Source organism: Roseibium sp. FZY0029, assembly GCF_036350355.1.
In the GTDB taxonomy this organism is placed as follows: domain Bacteria; phylum Pseudomonadota; class Alphaproteobacteria; order Rhizobiales; family Stappiaceae; genus Roseibium.
Genome location: NZ_JAZDVZ010000005.1, coordinates 615,849 through 633,648 on the forward strand (window position 1 = coordinate 615,849; position 17,800 = coordinate 633,648).

The 17,800-nt window shown below is 56.8% G+C and carries 18 protein-coding genes; 6 read left to right on the top strand and 12 right to left on the bottom strand.

Annotated elements, in window-relative coordinates:
• Window positions 1-11: 11 nt before the first annotated feature.
• Entirely contained in the window at window positions 12-956 is a 945-nt protein-coding gene (locus tag V1T76_RS17560; protein WP_330561937.1) for an AraC family transcriptional regulator, read from the bottom strand.
• Window positions 957-1,237: 281 nt separating this feature from the next.
• Here V1T76_RS17560 and V1T76_RS17565 point away from each other — a divergent pair, with 281 nt between their 5' ends.
• The 4 genes from V1T76_RS17565 (at window position 1,238) to sseA (ending at window position 3,818) form a co-directional block, all read left to right on the top strand.
• On the top strand, window positions 1,238-1,603 hold the full coding sequence (locus V1T76_RS17565) for a hypothetical protein (protein ID WP_330561938.1): 366 nt from the start codon (window positions 1,238-1,240) through the stop codon (window positions 1,601-1,603).
• 143 nt (window positions 1,604-1,746) lie between these two features.
• Entirely contained in the window at window positions 1,747-2,463 is a 717-nt protein-coding gene (locus V1T76_RS17570) for an alanyl-tRNA editing protein (RefSeq protein ID WP_330561939.1), read from the top strand.
• Window positions 2,464-2,489: 26 nt separating this feature from the next.
• Window positions 2,490-2,963, top strand: coding sequence for a GFA family protein (locus V1T76_RS17575; protein ID WP_330561940.1), 474 nt, complete (start codon window positions 2,490-2,492; stop codon window positions 2,961-2,963).
• A 9-nt stretch (window positions 2,964-2,972) separates the two neighbouring features.
• Window positions 2,973-3,818, top strand: coding sequence for a 3-mercaptopyruvate sulfurtransferase (gene sseA, locus V1T76_RS17580; protein ID WP_330561941.1), 846 nt, complete (start codon window positions 2,973-2,975; stop codon window positions 3,816-3,818).
• An 18-nt stretch (window positions 3,819-3,836) separates the two neighbouring features.
• Here sseA and V1T76_RS17585 read toward each other — a convergent pair whose 3' ends face one another.
• Window positions 3,837-5,177, bottom strand: a complete 1,341-nt coding sequence (locus V1T76_RS17585; RefSeq protein WP_330561942.1) for a globin-coupled sensor protein — start codon at window positions 5,175-5,177, stop codon at window positions 3,837-3,839.
• A gap of 306 nt (window positions 5,178-5,483) precedes the next feature.
• A complete protein-coding gene (locus tag V1T76_RS17590; protein ID WP_330561943.1) occupies window positions 5,484-6,254 on the bottom strand; it encodes an HD domain-containing protein in 771 nt (256 codons plus the stop codon).
• Window positions 6,255-6,325: 71 nt separating this feature from the next.
• Here V1T76_RS17590 and V1T76_RS17595 point away from each other — a divergent pair, with 71 nt between their 5' ends.
• Complete coding sequence (locus V1T76_RS17595) at window positions 6,326-6,958, top strand: TetR/AcrR family transcriptional regulator (RefSeq protein ID WP_330561944.1); 633 nt, start codon at window positions 6,326-6,328, stop codon at window positions 6,956-6,958.
• Here V1T76_RS17595 and V1T76_RS17600 read toward each other — a convergent pair.
• The 5 genes from V1T76_RS17600 to V1T76_RS17620 all read right to left on the bottom strand — a co-directional run bounded on the left by V1T76_RS17600 (window position 6,941) and on the right by V1T76_RS17620 (window position 12,161).
• Window positions 6,941-7,645, bottom strand: a complete 705-nt coding sequence (locus V1T76_RS17600; protein WP_330561945.1) for a TIGR02117 family protein — start codon at window positions 7,643-7,645, stop codon at window positions 6,941-6,943. The two genes, V1T76_RS17595 and V1T76_RS17600, sit on opposite strands and share 18 nt — an antisense overlap.
• Window positions 7,646-7,662: 17 nt before the next feature.
• A complete protein-coding gene (locus V1T76_RS17605; RefSeq protein WP_330561946.1) occupies window positions 7,663-8,466 on the bottom strand; it encodes an amino acid ABC transporter ATP-binding protein in 804 nt (267 codons plus the stop codon).
• Window positions 8,467-8,535: 69 nt separating this feature from the next.
• Window positions 8,536-9,687 carry an amino acid ABC transporter permease gene (locus tag V1T76_RS17610; protein WP_330561947.1) on the bottom strand — a complete coding sequence of 384 codons (1,152 nt, stop codon included), beginning with the start codon at window positions 9,685-9,687 and terminating at the stop codon, window positions 8,536-8,538.
• A gap of 12 nt (window positions 9,688-9,699) precedes the next feature.
• Window positions 9,700-10,914, bottom strand: coding sequence for an amino acid ABC transporter permease (locus V1T76_RS17615; RefSeq protein ID WP_330561948.1), 1,215 nt, complete (start codon window positions 10,912-10,914; stop codon window positions 9,700-9,702).
• Between the two features lie 227 nt (window positions 10,915-11,141).
• The gene (locus tag V1T76_RS17620; protein WP_031268586.1) at window positions 11,142-12,161 is read right to left on the bottom strand and encodes an amino acid ABC transporter substrate-binding protein; all 1,020 of its coding nucleotides are present in this window, start codon (window positions 12,159-12,161) and stop codon (window positions 11,142-11,144) included.
• Window positions 12,162-12,629: 468 nt separating this feature from the next.
• Here V1T76_RS17620 and metC point away from each other — a divergent pair, with 468 nt between their 5' ends.
• On the top strand, window positions 12,630-13,808 hold the full coding sequence (metC, locus tag V1T76_RS17625) for a cystathionine beta-lyase (RefSeq protein ID WP_330561949.1): 1,179 nt from the start codon (window positions 12,630-12,632) through the stop codon (window positions 13,806-13,808).
• A gap of 28 nt (window positions 13,809-13,836) precedes the next feature.
• Here metC and V1T76_RS17630 read toward each other — a convergent pair whose 3' ends face one another.
• The 4 genes from V1T76_RS17630 to V1T76_RS17645 form a co-directional block, all read right to left on the bottom strand.
• Window positions 13,837-14,151, bottom strand: coding sequence for a lipid-A-disaccharide synthase N-terminal domain-containing protein (locus V1T76_RS17630; RefSeq protein ID WP_330561950.1), 315 nt, complete (start codon window positions 14,149-14,151; stop codon window positions 13,837-13,839).
• A 63-nt stretch (window positions 14,152-14,214) separates the two neighbouring features.
• Window positions 14,215-14,976 carry a glycosyltransferase family 2 protein gene (locus V1T76_RS17635; protein WP_330561951.1) on the bottom strand — a complete coding sequence of 254 codons (762 nt, stop codon included), beginning with the start codon at window positions 14,974-14,976 and terminating at the stop codon, window positions 14,215-14,217.
• Window positions 14,973-15,884: a phosphatase PAP2 family protein gene (locus tag V1T76_RS17640; protein WP_330561952.1), complete on the bottom strand. Its 912-nt coding sequence runs from the start codon at window positions 15,882-15,884 to the stop codon at window positions 14,973-14,975. Before V1T76_RS17640 ends, V1T76_RS17635 begins: the two co-directional genes overlap by 4 nt.
• The gene (locus V1T76_RS17645) at window positions 15,868-17,685 is read right to left on the bottom strand and encodes an ArnT family glycosyltransferase (RefSeq protein WP_330561953.1); all 1,818 of its coding nucleotides are present in this window, start codon (window positions 17,683-17,685) and stop codon (window positions 15,868-15,870) included. Before V1T76_RS17645 ends, V1T76_RS17640 begins: the two co-directional genes overlap by 17 nt.
• Window positions 17,686-17,800: the final 115 nt, after the last annotated feature.

Here is a 17,800-nt window from a genome sequence, read left to right on the forward strand (position 1 = left end):
GGCAGCATTTTCTAGCGTGCAAGCAACTCTCTGAGGCCTGCCGGGGTGAGTTGCGCCATCTTGCGGAAGTCCCGGCTCATGTGATGCCGATCCGAATAGGAAGCCTGGTAAGCTACGTCATCCAGGCAGCAGTTGCCGGACGCCAAGAGGCGCGTTGCCTTGCGCAAGCGGACGAAACGTACCAGCCTGGCATATCCCAAACCCGCTTCCGTCAGTCGGCGGGAAAGGCTTCTTGGAGATAATCCGATTTCGGCGGCTGTGGACGTCAAGCCGGGGTGCTCGCCCTCGGACCTTTCAAGACTGCCGACAACCCTTTCCAGAAGCCGGTGCCCACCAGCGCTCGATTGCCTGTTCAGCAGATGGCAGAAGGAAAGGCTCCGAGCAGGTGGCATCAAACCGACGTCTCTATTTAGCCCGGGTGTATCTTCCGACAGAACGATCAGGATATCGCTGTCGAAGTCTATTCCCTCTCCAAGAAAGGTGCCGAACCGGTAAATCGGATATGAAGCGCCTCCACGGGTTACGGACCAGATACCCTGAATACGCACACCGGCGCTTTCCAGCGTTCCTGCGGCGACCCCGGCCAGCATTGCCGGTCCAAAGGGTTTTTCGTTCGCCGGGCGCACCTTGTAGGGAGACAGGACCAGCGACTTGCGCTGATCGGCAACAATGAATTCCTGTCTGGCAAATCTTTCTTCAAAGCGTATGGACGACTGCAACGCCAGAACACCCGACCATCTGTGGACCAGGCCTGCGACACTCTGTGCACTGGTCAGAAGATGACTGATCACATCGAACCCGGCAGGTCGCCCGAGCGAACGCGCCAGACCGAAGACCGCCGCACATCCGCGCGCCTCGTAGAGCATGCCGATGCGGGACAGTGCGTCCTTGGCATCAGGTTCCTGCTCAGTGCACCTTGCATAAACATCCGGAAACCGCGCCTCTGCCTGATGCACAAAATGTTTCAGCCACCAGTTCCAATACGCCGAATAAGCTTCGCCGAGCGGCTCGTTGACACGCGGGTCTCCCGCAGTTCTCCGAGGCTCAGGAGGTGGCTCAGGCGAAATTTTGGCGTCGATATTCACAGGCCTTCTTTCGACCGTGTTGCAGGATGCGAGGTGCCCTTAAACGAAACCAAGGGTTTAGCGCAAAAGCAAGCACCGAAATCGAGGGGAACATGCTCAAATTGAGAACAGGCCTGCAGTGGTTATCCTTGTCCTTGTTGACCTCACTATCCGTGAGCACGTCCGCACTTGCAGATCCTGCCAACCTTACTGTGGCCGAAATCAACGAAATGATGTCCGGCAACTCCATCCACGGGTTCTTTCCAGACGGCGTGACGGAGTACAGGCAGAACAACCACGCCGACGGAATTGCCGTTGTTGTCGTCAAGGGAGACAAGATCCGGAATATTCCGTGGGAAGCTGTAGAGATAGAAGGGACAGCACACTATTGCGAAGACTGGAGCGGCGATGGCTGGGGCAAGCTCTGCTTCACCGTAACGCGTGAGGACCCGGCCAAGCCGGTGTTCACAAATGCAAAGGGAAAAGCAAACAGCCAGAACTGGTCCGAGGGTTTTGTCGACCTGAATTTTGCAGACTGACTTTTCTTTCGATCGAGAATGACGCCCGCAATCCGGACAGATTGCGGGCGTTGATTTTTCAAGCCCTGGGAACCATCAAATAGACCTTGCGCGGAAGGCTGATCGTTGTTCAATTCAACGCTCTTCAGTTCAAGGAGTTCAAGATGACCACGCCATTGTTTCGCGACGACGCCTACCTCAGAACGTGTGAAGCTGAGGTCATCGGTGTGAACGAGCGAGGCGGTATCGTGCTGGACAGAACGGTGTTTTATGCCACTGGCGGGGGGCAACCTGGCGACAGCGGCGCTCTGGAACTTGATGACGGAACGAAACTCGAGATTGCTACGGCTGTCTATGACGAGGACAAGAAGACCATTGTCCATGTTCCCTCTCAAGGACAGAGCCTGCCCGACGTTGGTTCCCGTGTGACGGCCCATATCGACTGGACAAGGCGCTACCGGTTGATGCGTATGCACACCGCCTTGCATCTTCTGTCCGTGGCCCTGCCCTATCCCGTTACCGGAGGTCAGATTGGAGATCCGGAAGGCCGTCTCGATTTCGACATGGGTGACGAGACGATCGACCGGGAAGCTCTTGCCGAGAAACTCAACGCGCTCGCGTCCGGAGACCATGAGGTCACTACCCAATGGATTACCGACGCAGAACTCGACGCCAATCCGGGTCTGGTCAAAACCATGTCGGTCAAACCACCGCGCGGATCAGGCAAGGTCAGACTGGTCAGAGTCGGTCGTGATGTTGACTTGCAGCCTTGCGGCGGCACCCATGTAACCAGAACATCCGAAATCGGAGCGCTTGACCTCGGAAAGATCGAAAAAAAGGGCAAACAGAACAGGCGTGTTCGAATTCGCCTGACAGATTGACCGAGGGACGGATCGAGGAGGTAACAATGAAATTGACCGGTAGTTGCAGATGCGGTGCCGTTTCCTTCGAAGTGGAAAGCAGGACACCCTACCCTTACATGCGTTGTTACTGCTCGATTTGCCGGAAGACGGCGGGCAGCGGCGGCTATGCCATCAACCTTATGGGAGATGCGGACAGTCTGAAGGTGATGGGCGCGGAATCGAAGGCGGTCTACAACGCCGAGATAGACGGCGAAATCAGCCCGGGGGAACGTCATTTCTGCAAGGCATGCGGATCTCATCTTTGGGCCTGGGATCCCCGTTGGCCGGAGCTAGTGCATCCGCACGCCGGCGCCATCGATAGCCCCTTGCCAACACCGCCTGAGATTGTCCATATCATGCTGGCGTTCAAGCCTGACTGGATAGAAGTGCCGAACGGTCCCGGACATGTTCATTTTCAACACTATCCGGACCTTTCCATCGAGGACTGGCACAAGTCCAAAGGCTTGCTGGAGACCTAAGGAGCCCAAATGACCGACCATCCTCTCGTATCGACCCAATGGCTGGACGATCATCTCTCCTCGCCCGATCTGATCGTGATCAATGCCTGGATGCCGCCTGTTACACATCCGGACGCTCCGCCCGTCTATCCGAACGCCCATATTCCCGGCGCGGTCTTTTTCGACGTCAATGAAGTTTGTGACAAGTCGTCGGACCTGCCGCACATGCTGCCTGCTCCACACGTGTTTTCGTCAACCATGCGAAAAATGGGTATCGGCGATGGTCAGACGTTGGTCGTCTATGACGATTTCGGTTTCTATTCCGCACCACGTGTCTGGTGGACCCTGCGCAGCATGGGCGCCGAGCGTGTATATGTTCTTGACGGTGGATTTCCGAAGTGGCGCGCGGAAGGCCGGGCGTTCAACGATGACACACCCCGCCGTGTTCAAAGCCATTTTTCATCCCGGCTGAACCACGGTGCGGTGGCGGACCTCGATCATATCTGCTCAACAATCGCAAACGGAACCCGCCAGATCCTGGATGCCAGATCCGCGGAGCGCTTTGCCGGAGAGGCTCCCGAGCCCCGCCCGGGGCTTAAGTCGGGACATATGCCAACGGCCCTCAATCTGCCGTTCACCAAGCTCATCGCGGAAGACGGAACCTTCTTGCCGAAAGAAGACCTGGCAAAAGCATTTCAGGAAGCTGGGGTGGATCTTGAAAAGCCTGTTACAACGTCTTGCGGTTCGGGTGTCACCGCAGCGATCCTGACACTTGCGCTGACCGTTCTGGGTGTCCGCGATCTCGCGCTGTACGACGGCTCCTGGGCGGAATGGGGAAGCCGGGACGACACGGATGTCGTCACCGGCACAGAGTAACAGCCGGGGAAAACCGGTTCAGGTTCCGGTCTTCAAAGTTTCGAAGAAGTCGCGGATCTCATCTGAAATCGAATTGGTGCTCGACGACATTCTGCTGGACGCCGTCAGCAGACTGTCGGCGGCCTGATCTGTCGCATTGATGGCTTGTTCAACCCCGCTGATGTTCTCATCCAGAGTTTGTGTGCCAGACGCTACTGTCTGGATACTGTGCGAAATTTCCTGTGTCGCGGCTCCCTGCTCTTCAATGGCTGCAGCAATGGAAGAGGTCATTTCGTCAAGCTGTTTCACCACCTCGGAAATTGACTGGATGGACGCAACGGCGTTGTCGGTCGAGCTTTGAATCTCGGTGACCTGCTGGCTGATCTCTTCGGTTGCCTTCGCGGTCTGCTCCGCCAGGGTTTTCACTTCGCTCGCAACCACTGCAAAGCCCTTGCCGGCATCCCCGGCGCGGGCTGCCTCAATCGTGGCGTTGAGGGCCAGCAGATTGGTCTGCTCGGCAATCGCCTGGATAAGTCCGATCACATCGCCAATCTTCTGTGCGGCACCTGCCAGGCTCGCGACCTGAAGGCTCGACTGTTCGGTCCCGCCAGCTGCCTGGCTTGCGATGCGGGACGCGCCGGAAATCTGTTTGGAAATTTCCTGAATGGAGCTGGAGAGTTCCTCGGTGGCCGAAGCCACGGTTTGCACGCTCACGCTGGAATCTTTCGAGACATGGCCGGCATTTTCAACCTGGCTTCTGGCGGTCTGCGACACGCTCGTCAGATGTTCTGCCTCACCTGCGACACTGCGTGCGCCGTCTTCAACATCAGCGAGTGGCCTCTGGACACTTTTCTGGAATTTTTCGATGGCCTTGTTCAAACGTTCCGTTTGTGCCGCACGTTCGAGAAGGAGCTCCTCTTCATAGGTCGAAATCGCGAGATCCATGTCAAGAAAGACAGCGGCTGTAACGTCGTTCAACAAGACAGTGAGGTTCTGAAAGGACCGTCTGTACTTGCGTATCAAATGCGCGTGGAGATGACGCAGGACATACAGGTATCCCGCGATGTACCAGCGCGGCTCAAGGCCGATGCGGCAATGCACATGTCCGATCTGATTGATGCTCTGCTGATAGCCCTGATCGAAGCCCGATGTGAACAGTTTCTTCCAGTGACCCTTTTGCGCCGAAACCAGCCGAGGCTGATGCGATCCGACCAGAGCTGCAAGGTTCGGCTGTTTCTTGATGTGTTCATAGAACCCTGCCAGCACATCATCCAGCACCGGTTCGATCACGGGCCAGAGCTTTCCGAGAGTTTCGATTGTCGCCTGGTCAATCTGGGCAAATTTTAAACGGGTATCGAAATCGTATTCCTGGTCGCTCATCACACATCACCTTGACAGAAACTGACCAAGGGTCACCCGATAATTCTAAATAAACCATAAATTGTAGGTTTACGTACGATATAGTGACAATGTCACATCGGGCGACACTGAAAAAGTGGATCGGAATAATTACCTAATTCCCCACTTTCAGCTGTTTTTAGGGCAGTAAATAGCAATCCACGAATCTTCCCCGAGGCGGAAAGGCAGTACAACCTGTCAAAGAAAAATACTCGCCATTTGCTGTTCCCGGGTTGCATCTATCAAAAATCGCGCCCCTGGTAGACGCTGTCTTGATACCCTTGCCGGCTACTTGCGAGAGGCCTCGAACCTAATCAGAAAGTCCGCGCGTGTTCCAGGTAGGTGATGGCGGGGCCAGATCTCCAGAGCGTCGGCAAGATTTCCTTTCGGATGTCGTGTGGTGATGTCCTTGCGAACCTCCGGCGCAACCCGTCTCCGCCCCATTCCGAACACGTCACACATTGCCCCGCGAGAAAGAAGATGGGCTTCAGCACCGTAAGTCCTTTCGGACACGTATCCATTGAGGTGAAGTCCGATGGCATCGGCAATCCGGTGCACCTTGGCCCGGTCATGTCCCTTGCCAATCAGATGGTGCTGGCATCGCTCGGCGCCATGAACCACGAAGCAACAGTCCCTCGGTTCACTGCTTCGGCCGAAGGCCAAGCCAACGTCATGCAGTATTGCGGCACAAAAGAGAATTTCCCGGTCGACGGTGAGCTTCTGAAAACCACCGAGCAACATACCGAAGTAATACGTCCGCCAACTATGTCGCATGAGGTCCAGGTTTTGCACTTCATCCGCAAAATCAATGGCATCCCGGACCAATGCCGTTTCTGGTGGCTGTAATCCCTCCAGGTCTGTGCCGTAGGCGTTGATAAGCCCGAGCCTTCCTTTCAGAACATCCAACGCTTCCAGCATGCCCATCCGGCCCAGGTTGGAGAGAACTTTCAGTTTTTCGGCCTTGGTCAGCCGGCCCTTGCTAAATTCACCCTGCCGTCTTCCCCAGGCCAATGTCCCCATGTCTGCTTTGTTTCCTTGCATTTTCAAGCACGTCTCCATTACAAACTCATTTTATGTACCGTATCGCATAAAAATAGACGCGACGACAATTATGTGCGAATTGGTAAAAAATGAAGACTGAAAACAAACGCGGACGTCCGCGTAAATTCGATGAAGACGTGACACTGGACCGCATCATGCTGGTGTTCTGGCAGCACGGTTATGCCGCGACCAGTCTGGATCAGATCGCCGAGGCTACCGGCCTCAACAGGCCGAGCCTTTACGCTGCTTTTGGCAGCAAGAAGGACATGTATCTCAAGGTGATTTCGCGCTTCGCTAACCAGATGCACGCACATTTGCAGGAGGCGGGACAGTCAGCGAGCGGACTTCAACCCAGACTGAAAGCCGTCATGGCGGCGGCGGTCGACCTTTATTGCGGCAAGTCTTCACTCTGCAACGCTGCCTATGGATGCCTGGCGATTTCCACGCTGACGACAGAAGTGGCTGACGATCCCGATTTCAAGACCATGCTGGAAAAGGTGGTTCAGCGGATGGATCAGGGGTTTGCCGATCTGATACGCGAAGAGACAAGGGGAACCGTTCCGGAGGCAGGTGTGCGCTTTGCCGCCCAGCATTTGTCCCTGATCCTGCATGGTCTTTCAGTGCGCGCCCGTGCGGGCGAACCGCCATCGACACTTCAGGCCTTGGCGGAACTTGCTGTGGACCGGCTTGCACCGAAACCAGCGTCAGAATCCGTTGTGTAAATCCAGCGACAAGTCGAGCATTACGGGAAGCGGAGTCCAGAGGCCTGTCTTCAACCCTGCTCGCCTCAACATGTTGGCCGTCCAGGTGTTGCAGCCCATCAACGCATTAAAACCACCCACCGCGGGAAAGAAGATATCGTGGGCGTCGTAAGCACCGTCAGGAATGGCCCGCGGCGCCCCGGTGTCATTCGCCTGGAAACTGGCCTTGATATCGGCGACCAGTTCGTTGAATTGTCGCTCGCTGAGGTAAAGTTCCCTGACGCTGTCCAGATCAAGGGGAATATCCCCGGTGCGACGGACGTGCATGACTGAGGCATCCCAGGTCAATGCGTCGATCACCGGCCCTGGCTTCAGATCTCCCCAGGTAGGCGTTTCGATATAGAACGACCGCCCTCCCCAACCGAATGCGACCCAAAAGACACCCGGATAATCGAGGTCCAGACCCGCATCGGAAATGAAGCCGAACGCCTCCAGAACATCAGGATCGGCAGGAAGAGCGATATCGGTATGAATGGGGTTGCTCAGGACAAGAATGCGCCGACCATCTGACGGCACGAATGAGGCATCTTCACCTGGCTCAATATCGAATAAAGGCCTCGGAACAAGTGTTCCGAGGCCCAAAGCCAGGATGATGGCGCAAACGGCAAGACATATTCCAGTCAGGGTTCTGCGCAGCAGTTTCAGCATCTTTTGCCGATTGCAGATCAGTGGTGCAGGATCTGACTCAGGAAGAGCTTTGTGCGCTCATGCTGCGGATTGGTGAAGAACTCTTCCGGTTCGTTCTGTTCCACGATCTGTCCTGCATCCATGAAGATGACGCGGTTGGCAACCTTGCGCGCAAAACCCATTTCGTGGGTCACGCACAACATTGTCATGCCTTCTTCGGCAAGGCCGACCATGACGTCCAGAACTTCCTTGATCATTTCCGGATCGAGTGCCGACGTCGGCTCATCGAACAGCATGATCTTCGGGCTCATGCAGAGGGAGCGTGCAATGGCGACGCGCTGCTGCTGGCCGCCAGACAACTGCCCAGGATACTTGTTGGCCTGCTCGGGGATCTTGACGCGCTCCAGATAGTGCATCGCGATTTCTTCGGCTTCCCTCTTGGGCATCTTCCGAACCCAGATTGGCGCCAGCGTGCAGTTTTCCAGAATCGTCAGATGCGGGAACAGATTGAAGTGCTGGAAGCACATGCCGACTTCCCGGCGAATTTCGTCGATCTTCTTGAGATCGTCCGTCAGTTCGATGCCGTCGACAAGGATCTGCCCGGCCTGATGTTCTTCCAGGCGGTTGATGCAACGGATCATGGTGGATTTGCCGGACCCTGACGGTCCGCAGATAACGATACGTTCGCCGCGCATGACCTTCAGGTTGATGTCGCGCAGCACGTGGAAATCCCCGTACCACTTGTTCATGTTCTTGATTTCGACAGCCACATCCGTGTCGGAAATGGTCATTCTGGTGCGATCGGCTGCGAGTTCCTCGTCGCGTACAGCGTGTTCAGACATATTTTTAAACTCCAAGAAGGTCCTCTGGCCGGGGCGCCGCGGTTTATCGCGCGCCCCGGATGCGGTTTGCTAACGTTTGTGCCCTGTATGCAGCTTGTTCTCCATGAATATGGAGTAGCGCGACATGCCGAAGCAGAAGGTCCAAAACACCACTGCAGCGAACAGGTAGCCCGTGTGACCGGTGCTGGGGGTGGACCAGGTCGGGTCCGTGAAGGACGACTGGATCTGGCCAAGAAGGTCGAACATGCCAACGATCAGAACCAGGGTCGTATCCTTGAACAGGCCGATGAAGGTGTTGACGATGCCGGGGATCACGAGCTTCAGAGCCTGCGGCAGAACGATGAGATACATCATCGGCCAGAACCTGAGCCCGAGCGCCATAGCGCCTTCGTATTGCCCTTTCGGAATTGCCTGCAAGCCCCCGCGAACTACCTCGGCCATGTAGGCCGCGGAGAAAAGGGTCACGCCAATCAGCACGCGCAGCAGTTTGTCGAATGTCACACCATCCGGCAGGAACAATGGCAGCACCACCGAAGACATGAACAGAACGGTGATCAGCGGAACTCCACGCCAGAACTCGATAAAGATGATCGAGACCAGCTTGATAATCGGCATTTTCGATCGCCGCCCAAGGGCCAGGGCGATGCCAAGTGGCAGCGAGGCAACGATGCCGGTTACCGCAATGACAAGCGTGACGAGCAAGCCCCCCCAGACGGCTGTTTCCACAATCGGGAGGATAACCACATCTCCGAAGACCAGACCGGTTAGCAGGTAATAAGCAACGATCGGGAAGACGACCAGGAAAAGGATCGCGTTCATTTTCTTGAACGGCGCGTTGGGGATCGCCAACGGTATAAGCAACGCCGCGAACAGGAAATAAACGATGTTCACACGCCAGATTTCCTCGGTGGGATACCGGCCATAAATGAACTGCGGGAAGTAGGCTTCCACGTAAGCCCAGCAGGCACCGCTATGGCCGCCGTCCTGAGGAAGGCAGGCTTCGCGGTTCTCACCGGTCCAGACAGCATCGATGAACGCAAACTGGATCAAGGGTGCGATGAGCGAATAGGCAATCAGGATGCCGATTACCGTCAGAACCGTGTTTCCTATTGAAGAAAACAGGTTCTGGCGCATCCAGCCGATGATACCGGTGGTCGAGATCGGCGCCGGCAAACGCGGCGCTTCCTCGGTTCTGATATGAAACAGATCAGTATTAGCCATTGTGCGCGCTCCTTACCGTTCCACGAGCGCCATGCGCTGGTTGTACCAGTTCATGAAGGCCGATGTGATGAGGCTGAGCGACAGATAGACAACCATCCAGATGCCGATGATTTCAATCGCCTGGCCAGTCTGGTTGAGCACCGTTCCCCCCATCGAGACAAGGTCCGGATAGGCGATGGCGACAGCCAGAGACGAGTTTTTGGTCAGGTTGAGATACTGGCTCGTCAGTGGCGGAATGATCACCCGCATAGCCTGCGGAATGACAACCAGTCTCAAGGTCGGTCCATTGCGCAAGCCAAGAGCATGCGCGGCTTCCGTCTGCCCGTGACTGACTGCTTGGATCCCTGCACGCACAATCTCTGCAATGAACGACGCAGTGTAGATCGACAAGGCCGCAGTGAGAGCCAGAAACTCGGGAATGACGTTCAAGCCGACATTCAACTCGAAGCCCTGACGCAGGATCGGTCCGGTTTCTACGAAATTCGGATGTTCCAGGCTGATCGGCATGCCCATGACAAAGTAGGTCAGAATGGGCAGCATGAAAATCAGTCCGAGACCGGTCAGGAAAGACGGAAACGGCTGACCGGTGGCTTCCTGGCGCTTGCGTGCCCAACGTGCCACGAGGAACGCAGCGGCGATCCCGATTAGCAACGCGTAACCAACCCATTCAGACCCGGTTCCCATGATAGGTTTGGGAAGTCTAAGCCCGCCGATGTTCAGATGAAACGTGTCGAAAAGCGACCATTTTTCACGCTTGCTCGGGATCGACCGCAGCACCGCGAAGTACCAGAAGAAGATCTGCAGCAGCAGAGGGATGTTGCGCACCAGTTCGACGTAACAATACGCCAGACGGTTGATGACCCAGTTGTTCGACAAGCGGGCGATACCGATGATGAAACCGATCACCGTGGCGAATAAGATGCCGACGCCCGCCACAAGAAGCGTGTTCAGGAAGCCAACGAATAGCGCCCGTCCGTAACTCGATGTCTCCGAGTACTCAACCAGCGACTGGTTGGTTCCAAATCCGGCTGTATTTCCAAGAAAGCCCCAACCGGAGGCGATATTCTGCCTTTCCAGGTTGGCAATCGTGTTCGTAACGATGACATATCCCAAAGTCACCAGCGCGACGACCAGAACAAGCTGGTAAAAAATGCCGCGCGCTTTGGGATCGTTCAACAGCGAAGCACGCGCCGGCGCCCCCGCCGAGTCCTGCTCCATTACTGACATAAAACCTCGCCCAAGTTTTCACGAAAGAGCCCGGCCCGAAGCCTCTCCTCAATCGCGTCCGACCTGCTTCCTGGCCGCACATTGGCGGCACTCCCCTATCGACGGAAGCGGTCTGTTCCCCCACGCGGTTGCCGGGTATGTAGTCCGGTTTTTATTGCGTGGAATTTATTGAGGGTTCCGGCAGAATACGCCGCCGGAACCCCTTCAATCCTCAAAAAGGTAGAGGATTAGCGGACCGGCGGAGCGTACATGAAGCCGCCGTCGTTCCACAGAGCGTTTACGCCGCGGGAGATGCCGAGCGGAGTGTCCGGACCAACGTTAGCGTTGAAGGACTCTTCGTAGTTACCGACATTCTTGATGATGGCGTAGGCCCAGTCGTTCGGCAGGCCGATTGCTTCACCAAATGCGCCTTCAACGCCCAGAAGGCGCTTGATGGACGGGTTGTCGGAAGACTTCATCTCGTCAACGTTTTCAGAGGTCACGCCGAGCTCTTCAGCGTTGAGCATCGCGTTCAGCGTCCACTTGGCAATGTTGAACCATTCATCGTCGCCCTGACGGACAACCGGGCCAAGCGGCTCCTTGGAGATGATTTCCGGAAGCACCATGTGGTCGCCCGGGTTGGTCAGCTTCAGACGCTGTGCGTACAGGCCGGAGGCGTCAGTGGTGTAAACGTCGCAGCGACCGGCGTCATATGCAGCCACAACTTCGTCTGCCTTTTCAAAGGCGACGATTTCGTACGGCATGTTGTTTGCGCGGAAGTAGTCGGCAACGTTCAGCTCAGTGGTGGTACCGGTGTTGGTGCAGACCGAAGCCCCGGACAATTCCAGTGCGGAGGTCACGCCCAGGTCCTTGCGAACCATGAAGCCCTGACCGTCATAGTAGTTCACACCGGCAAAATTCAGGCCCAGCTGAGTGTCGCGGGACATGGTCCAGGTGGTGTTACGGGACAGAACGTCAACTTCGCCGGACTGAAGCGCGGTGAAGCGCTCTTTCGCAGACAGCGGAGTGTATTTAACAGCGGAAGCATCGCCGAACACCGCTGCAGCCATAGCGCGGCAGTAGTCAACGTCGATACCGGTCCAGTTCCCCTGAGCATCCGGGTTAGAGAAGCCCGGCAGGCCCTGGCTCACACCACATTGGATGAAGCCTTTTGCCTTGACGTCTTCCAGCGTCGTTGCACCAGCAGCCGTCGTCGCGGCGACTCCCATAGCAGCGCCGATTACGAGCGGAAGGAATTTGTTGGACATGGATATGCAGCCTTTATTTGTTACCCATAGTTTTATTATGTCGGGTTTGTTTGAAAGACATCTTCTCCGTCTCTTGAATTCGGACGGATACCAGCCTTAACGGCTGCTTCCTCCAGACATCTTTCGTTCCACCCAACACTTCCATACGATGGCATTTAGCTGTTCGGGTCAAGTACTTGCTTCAGATATCTCGTCAAATTTCTCCAGCAGTCCGCCATTTGCCATCGGCGCGGATGCACAAACAGCGAACATGTCTAATTCGAAATCATTGAATGCCTAAAAAGGGTTCAATCCATTTGGATGAGACCTTCAGCGGGATAATGTCGATAGAAATTTCTTCGATTATGGAAGCCGGCAACCACGTTCGAAATGCCGGTTGCGACCATGACGCGAATGACTAAAGTGTGCCCTCGGCGAACGGTCACTCATGGCCGCGCTGTCCTACCACGCACATACCCAAGAGCATTCATGTCTTCCACCAGTTCAAAGCAGCCGCTGAAGCAAGATACCAAGCTTGCACATGCTGGGCGCGACCCGCTTGCATTTCACGGTTTCGTCAATCCGCCTGTCGTGCACGCTTCGACTGTTCTCTATCCCGATACCAAAACCATGGTCACGGGAGGTCAGACTTACTCCTATGCCCGCAGAGGCAACCCGACGACCGATTCCCTCGAGGGGGCGATGAAGGAGATCGAGGGAGCTGCCGGGGTCAAAATCGCAAATTCCGGGCTGAACGCCATTGCGCTGGCCATTCTGTCCTGCGTGAAAACCGGGGACCACATCCTGATCGCCGATACCGCTTACGGACCAACCCGCCATTTCGCCGACACCGTTCTGCCTGGTCTCGGCGTTGCAGTGACCTACTACGAACCTAAGGTCAGCGGCGGAATAAAAAGCCTGTTTCAGGACAACACGACCGCCGTTTTCACGGAAGCCCCCGGCTCGCTTACCTTCGAGATGCAGGATATCCCGGCGATTGCCGCTGAAGCGCGCACCATTGGTGCCACCGTCCTGATGGACAACACGTGGGCCAGCCCGCTTTACTGCCAGCCACTGTCCTTCGGCGTGGACCTGTCTATCCAGGCCGGCACCAAATATATTGTCGGTCATTCCGACGCCATGCTGGGTACGATTGCTGCCAGCGAACGCGCCTGGGAAAAGCTGGATACGCTCTGCGGCGCGATGGGTTGTCATGTTGCACCGGATGACATTTACCTTGGCCTGCGCGGCCTCAGAACGCTTTCCGTGCGCCTTGAAAGGCACCAGCGCAATACACAGGCCGTGCTTGGATGGCTGAAGGACCAGCCGCATATCGGCCGCATCCGGTACCCTGGACTTGAGACCGATCCCGGACACGAACTTTGGAAACGCGATTTTTCCGGAGGTTCGGGACTATGCGCCTTCGACTTCAGCGACGGGACGACCCAGGAACAGGCTTATGCCTTTCTGGATGCATTGACGCTCTTCGGGCTCGGTTATTCGTGGGGCGGCTTCGAAAGTCTTGCAATTCCGGTTCGCTTGAAGGGCTCCCGGACGGCCACGCCGGTGGATCCGGATCTGCGATCCGTTCGCCTGCATATCGGCCTGGAAGACCCGCAAGACCTGATTGACGACCTCGATCAGGCCCTGACGAAAGCATTCGGCTGAACAAATACGATATGAATTGCGGAACGGCTCAGATCGTCGGGTCGTCCCGCTTCTCCTTGAAGATCAGCCACAGGTTCCGGAAATAGATCAGTAACCCCAGTCCCTGCCCCGCAATGAACACAGGGTCCTGACGTTGAACGGAGTAGATAAACAGCAGCGATCCGCCGGCAATGGAGAAGAACCAGAAGGCAACGGGTACTATCGAGCGGCCGACCCGCTCGGATGCGATCCATTGAATTAGGAAGCGCATCATGAACATGCCCTGGGCAAAGAAACCGAGGATGATCCAGAAATCGAATTGCGCGATGAAAACCGTGTGGATCCAATCGTAAAGAGCGCTCATGTCTCACGTCCAGTCAGTGGTTAGGCAGGTCGGCGGGCTTCTCCACCCGGATTGGGGCAATAATCAGGTCAACGGCCGGACATCGGGAACTTTTTTGCGGCGTCGGCGCAGCCACCAAACTCCGAAGAGATCGAGCACGCCAACAAGGGCTCTGTCGAAAATCCCGTATTTCGACGTTCCGTGACGCCGTTGCCGGTCTTGAACGTCGATGTGTGTAACACCATAGCCTTCGCGGATCACCAAAGCGGGCAGGAAGCGATGCCAGCTATCGAAATACGGAAGTTGCAGAAACACCTCCCGCCGCAAGGCTTTTAGGCCGCAGCCGCTGTCGCGGGTGTTATCCCGCAGGATCGCACCACGCAGCTTGTTGGCGAATTTAGACGCGTACCGCTTGGCAAGGCTTGCCTTGCGGCCAAGTCTCTGTCCGGCAGCCAGGGCGACCGCAGGTCCTGCAGCCTCAAGAGCGTCCAGGAGTGCCGGGATATAGGCAGGATTGTTTTCACCATCGCCGTCAATGGTCGCAACGACATCTCCCCGCGCGTTCAAAAGGCCGGTGCGCACCGCGCAGCTCTGGCCGCAGGATTTTTCGTGTCTGATGGGTCGCAGCCAGTCATGGGTAGCCGCGTAGTCCTGCAACACGATATCCGTGCCGTCGGAGGACCCGTCATCGATCACGATAACCTCGAAACGCCTGGTCTTGAGGGCGGCCTCGATTTCATCCAGCAAGATTGGCAGATTCTCCGCTTCGTCCTTGGCTGGAACCACGACCGTGACAGCGAGCGTGCCTTTGCTGGCCGCCAATGACTCCAGATAGCTTTGTGTCATGCACTTGTCCGTTCTGTCGTGTCTGCAGCGTGGGCGTTGACCTCCACACGGCCAGCACCGCGCTGGCCGCGCAACACCTGCCACACAGCCCGCACACAGGCCTTCGCAGACAGGGCATTCATGTTGGGCTCGATCTTTCCTGCGGAAGACAGGTGAAAGCCGATCCGGCGCCGGGCCATGGCACGAACCGTAAAAAAGGTGAAGGTCATTCCCAAAAGCGTGCCGGCGATGACGTCACTTGGATAATGCGCACCAACCATCACGCGGCTGAAGGCAAGCCAGAAGCCCGCCACGATGATCAACCAGCGATAGGCCGGAAAAATGAACGCCAGCGCAGTCGCGAGCGCCGCAACGGTAGTGGAATGGCCGGATGGAAAGCTGGTGAACGTTCCGTCGAAGGCCAGAAAGTCGAACCGGACTGGGCCAACTTCCTCATATAGCTTTGGGCGCGCACGACCAAGCGACCACTTGAAAACGATGGCCAAGAGGCCCGTCGCGGCGACGGAATAGAAAATGAAGGCTGCGTAGGTGAACACGGCTCCGATCGCCATGCGCAAGCGAAACGCGTAACGCCCCGCATCCAGCGCCAGTAGAAACAGACAGGCGAAACCGGTGGACACCAGGATCCAGTCGGCCTTTCCGATATCGGTGAAGGTCCGGAAGGCGGCTCTGTACTCGCCCGGCAAGGAGCGCAGCCAAGGATAGGTCGGCACGTCGAAGGCAACGACTGCAATACCGACCGTCAGCAAGAGGACTGCAAGAATATCCTGTGGCCTTTGCCCGGGAGGCAAAGGATCCCTGTTGTGGTGCACACGTTCCCTGCGACCGGAAAACAGTATTGCAGCCCGCCGGGTATTCCCACGCATGCGCGCCAGAACATGCCAGACAAATTTACTGCTGTTGCTCATTGCCGTCTTCTGAAACCGCCGTCGGCACAGACTTCAGATAAAGCCCGATATCGACATCGTCCCCGCCGTTGATATTGAGGCCGTCTACCCTTTTTACAGCCTCCGGCACAAGACCAATCTCTTTTGCTGCAGCCAAAAACGCCGGTTCTTCCCGGCTTTCGACAGCTGCAATGCGGCAGGTGTCGGAATTACCGGCTTCATCACCTGACAGAAAGGCAGCGGCGTCCTGCGCAGAAACGATCTTTGTCGTCGTCCCTTCCAGGAAAATGAAACTGGGTTCGTGAAAGCCGGTGGTCACGACCAGACGGTTTGATTTGTCCGCGCAGCCGGGGATTTCGTCCATGGCTGCGACAAGCCGCGGACTGACCCAAATGGGCGTGAGAGCCGGCCCGACGAAGCCCCAGAAACCGATGCTGACACAGACAGCCGTCAAACAGATGGCAGGATAAGCGTAGAGAGCCGGGCCGCGCAGGAGGCGGGATGCTGCAGCAATGGCAAAAACAGCGCCCAGAGTGAGAAGAACCGCTCCGGGAGGCGATGGCCAGACCCCTAGCGCGATCGGACCGGCAAAGGTGGCAGCCGCCAGCCCCAGGGCTGGAATTACCAACAGCGCAGCAGCCAACCAACGCAGCCAGGTTTTAGCGTTGGCACCAGCGCCTTCCATCAAGGCAGCGGCAACCGGCAACGCCAGGGCGGGCAACAGCGGCATCGTATAGTGCGGCAACTTCGTTGCGACCAGTTCGAAGACAATCCAGCTTGGAACGAACCAGGCCACGGCAAACGTCACCAGCGGGCTTTTCCGCTCTTGCCAGATCAGTGGCAGGGCAAGCAGGAAGAACGCAGGCAACGGCCAGAAGATGCCGAACATCGCGCCGAGATGGGTCAGCGGTGGCGCACCATGGCCCTCCTGCCCCTGCCCGACCTTTCCGAGAAGATCCTTGCCTATCGCTTCGGTGAAGAACGTGCCGTCGGTCGCAAGCCAGATCGCCACGAACCAGGGGGAAACAAGCAGAATAAACCATAACACTCCGAAGAGAGGAGCTGTTCCCCTGAACCAGGCAGCCTTCCGCTTCAGCACCATGAGACCGACCACCGTAAGGCCGATCACCATGGGCCCGACAGGACCTTTGATGAGCACACTGCCTGCGAGGGCGGTCCAGAACAGGAACCCAAGTCCCCATAACCTTTTGTCCGGGTCTTTCAGCCAGATCCGCGCAAGCGCGCCTTGGGCGATAATGATGGTTGCAAACAGCGCCGCATCCGTCTTCGCAAGTCGCGCCTCGACCCCGACGATAATTGCCAGCGCCACGAAACCGGCAGCAAGCAGTGCGCCGGCGGGTCCCATGAATGCCCGGGCAAGCCAGAAGGTCGCCAGGACACTTATCGTGGCGGCTATGATCGAGGGCAGTCGATAGGCCCAAAGCGGTGCTTCCGGTCCCTGCCCGGTCAGCTTAACCGCCGCTGCCTGAAGCCAATAGATGCCGACCGGCTTCTTGTGCCTGGCCTGATCCTGAAAACGTATATCGATGTAATCGTTCGTTTCCAGCATCTGCTTGGTCGCCTGGGTGAAGCGAGGTTCATCCCTGTCAAGCGGAGGTACTGTCCATTGCCCCGGAGCGAACAAAACAAGCGACAGGAGCAGCAAAAGGAACGGAGCCGTGATGTCATGCCCGAAAATGTGCAGCCAGACCGGCTTTCGCAGCGGTGCAGCCGGTGGGCCATCAGCCATAGCCTTGCGATCGGTATTTGCGGCAGCCCCGCTTGCTGCCTCAGGCTTGTGATCGTCGCGCGTGTCCGACATCAACTTTCTTGTCCAGTTCCTGCGTCCGGTGTCCTGCATTTGGGCAGTCCGCCCCAGTCCGCCCGTTTCTGAACGCTTCTCCTACATGAGCTTTTCAAAAAGGGAAACTAGTGCT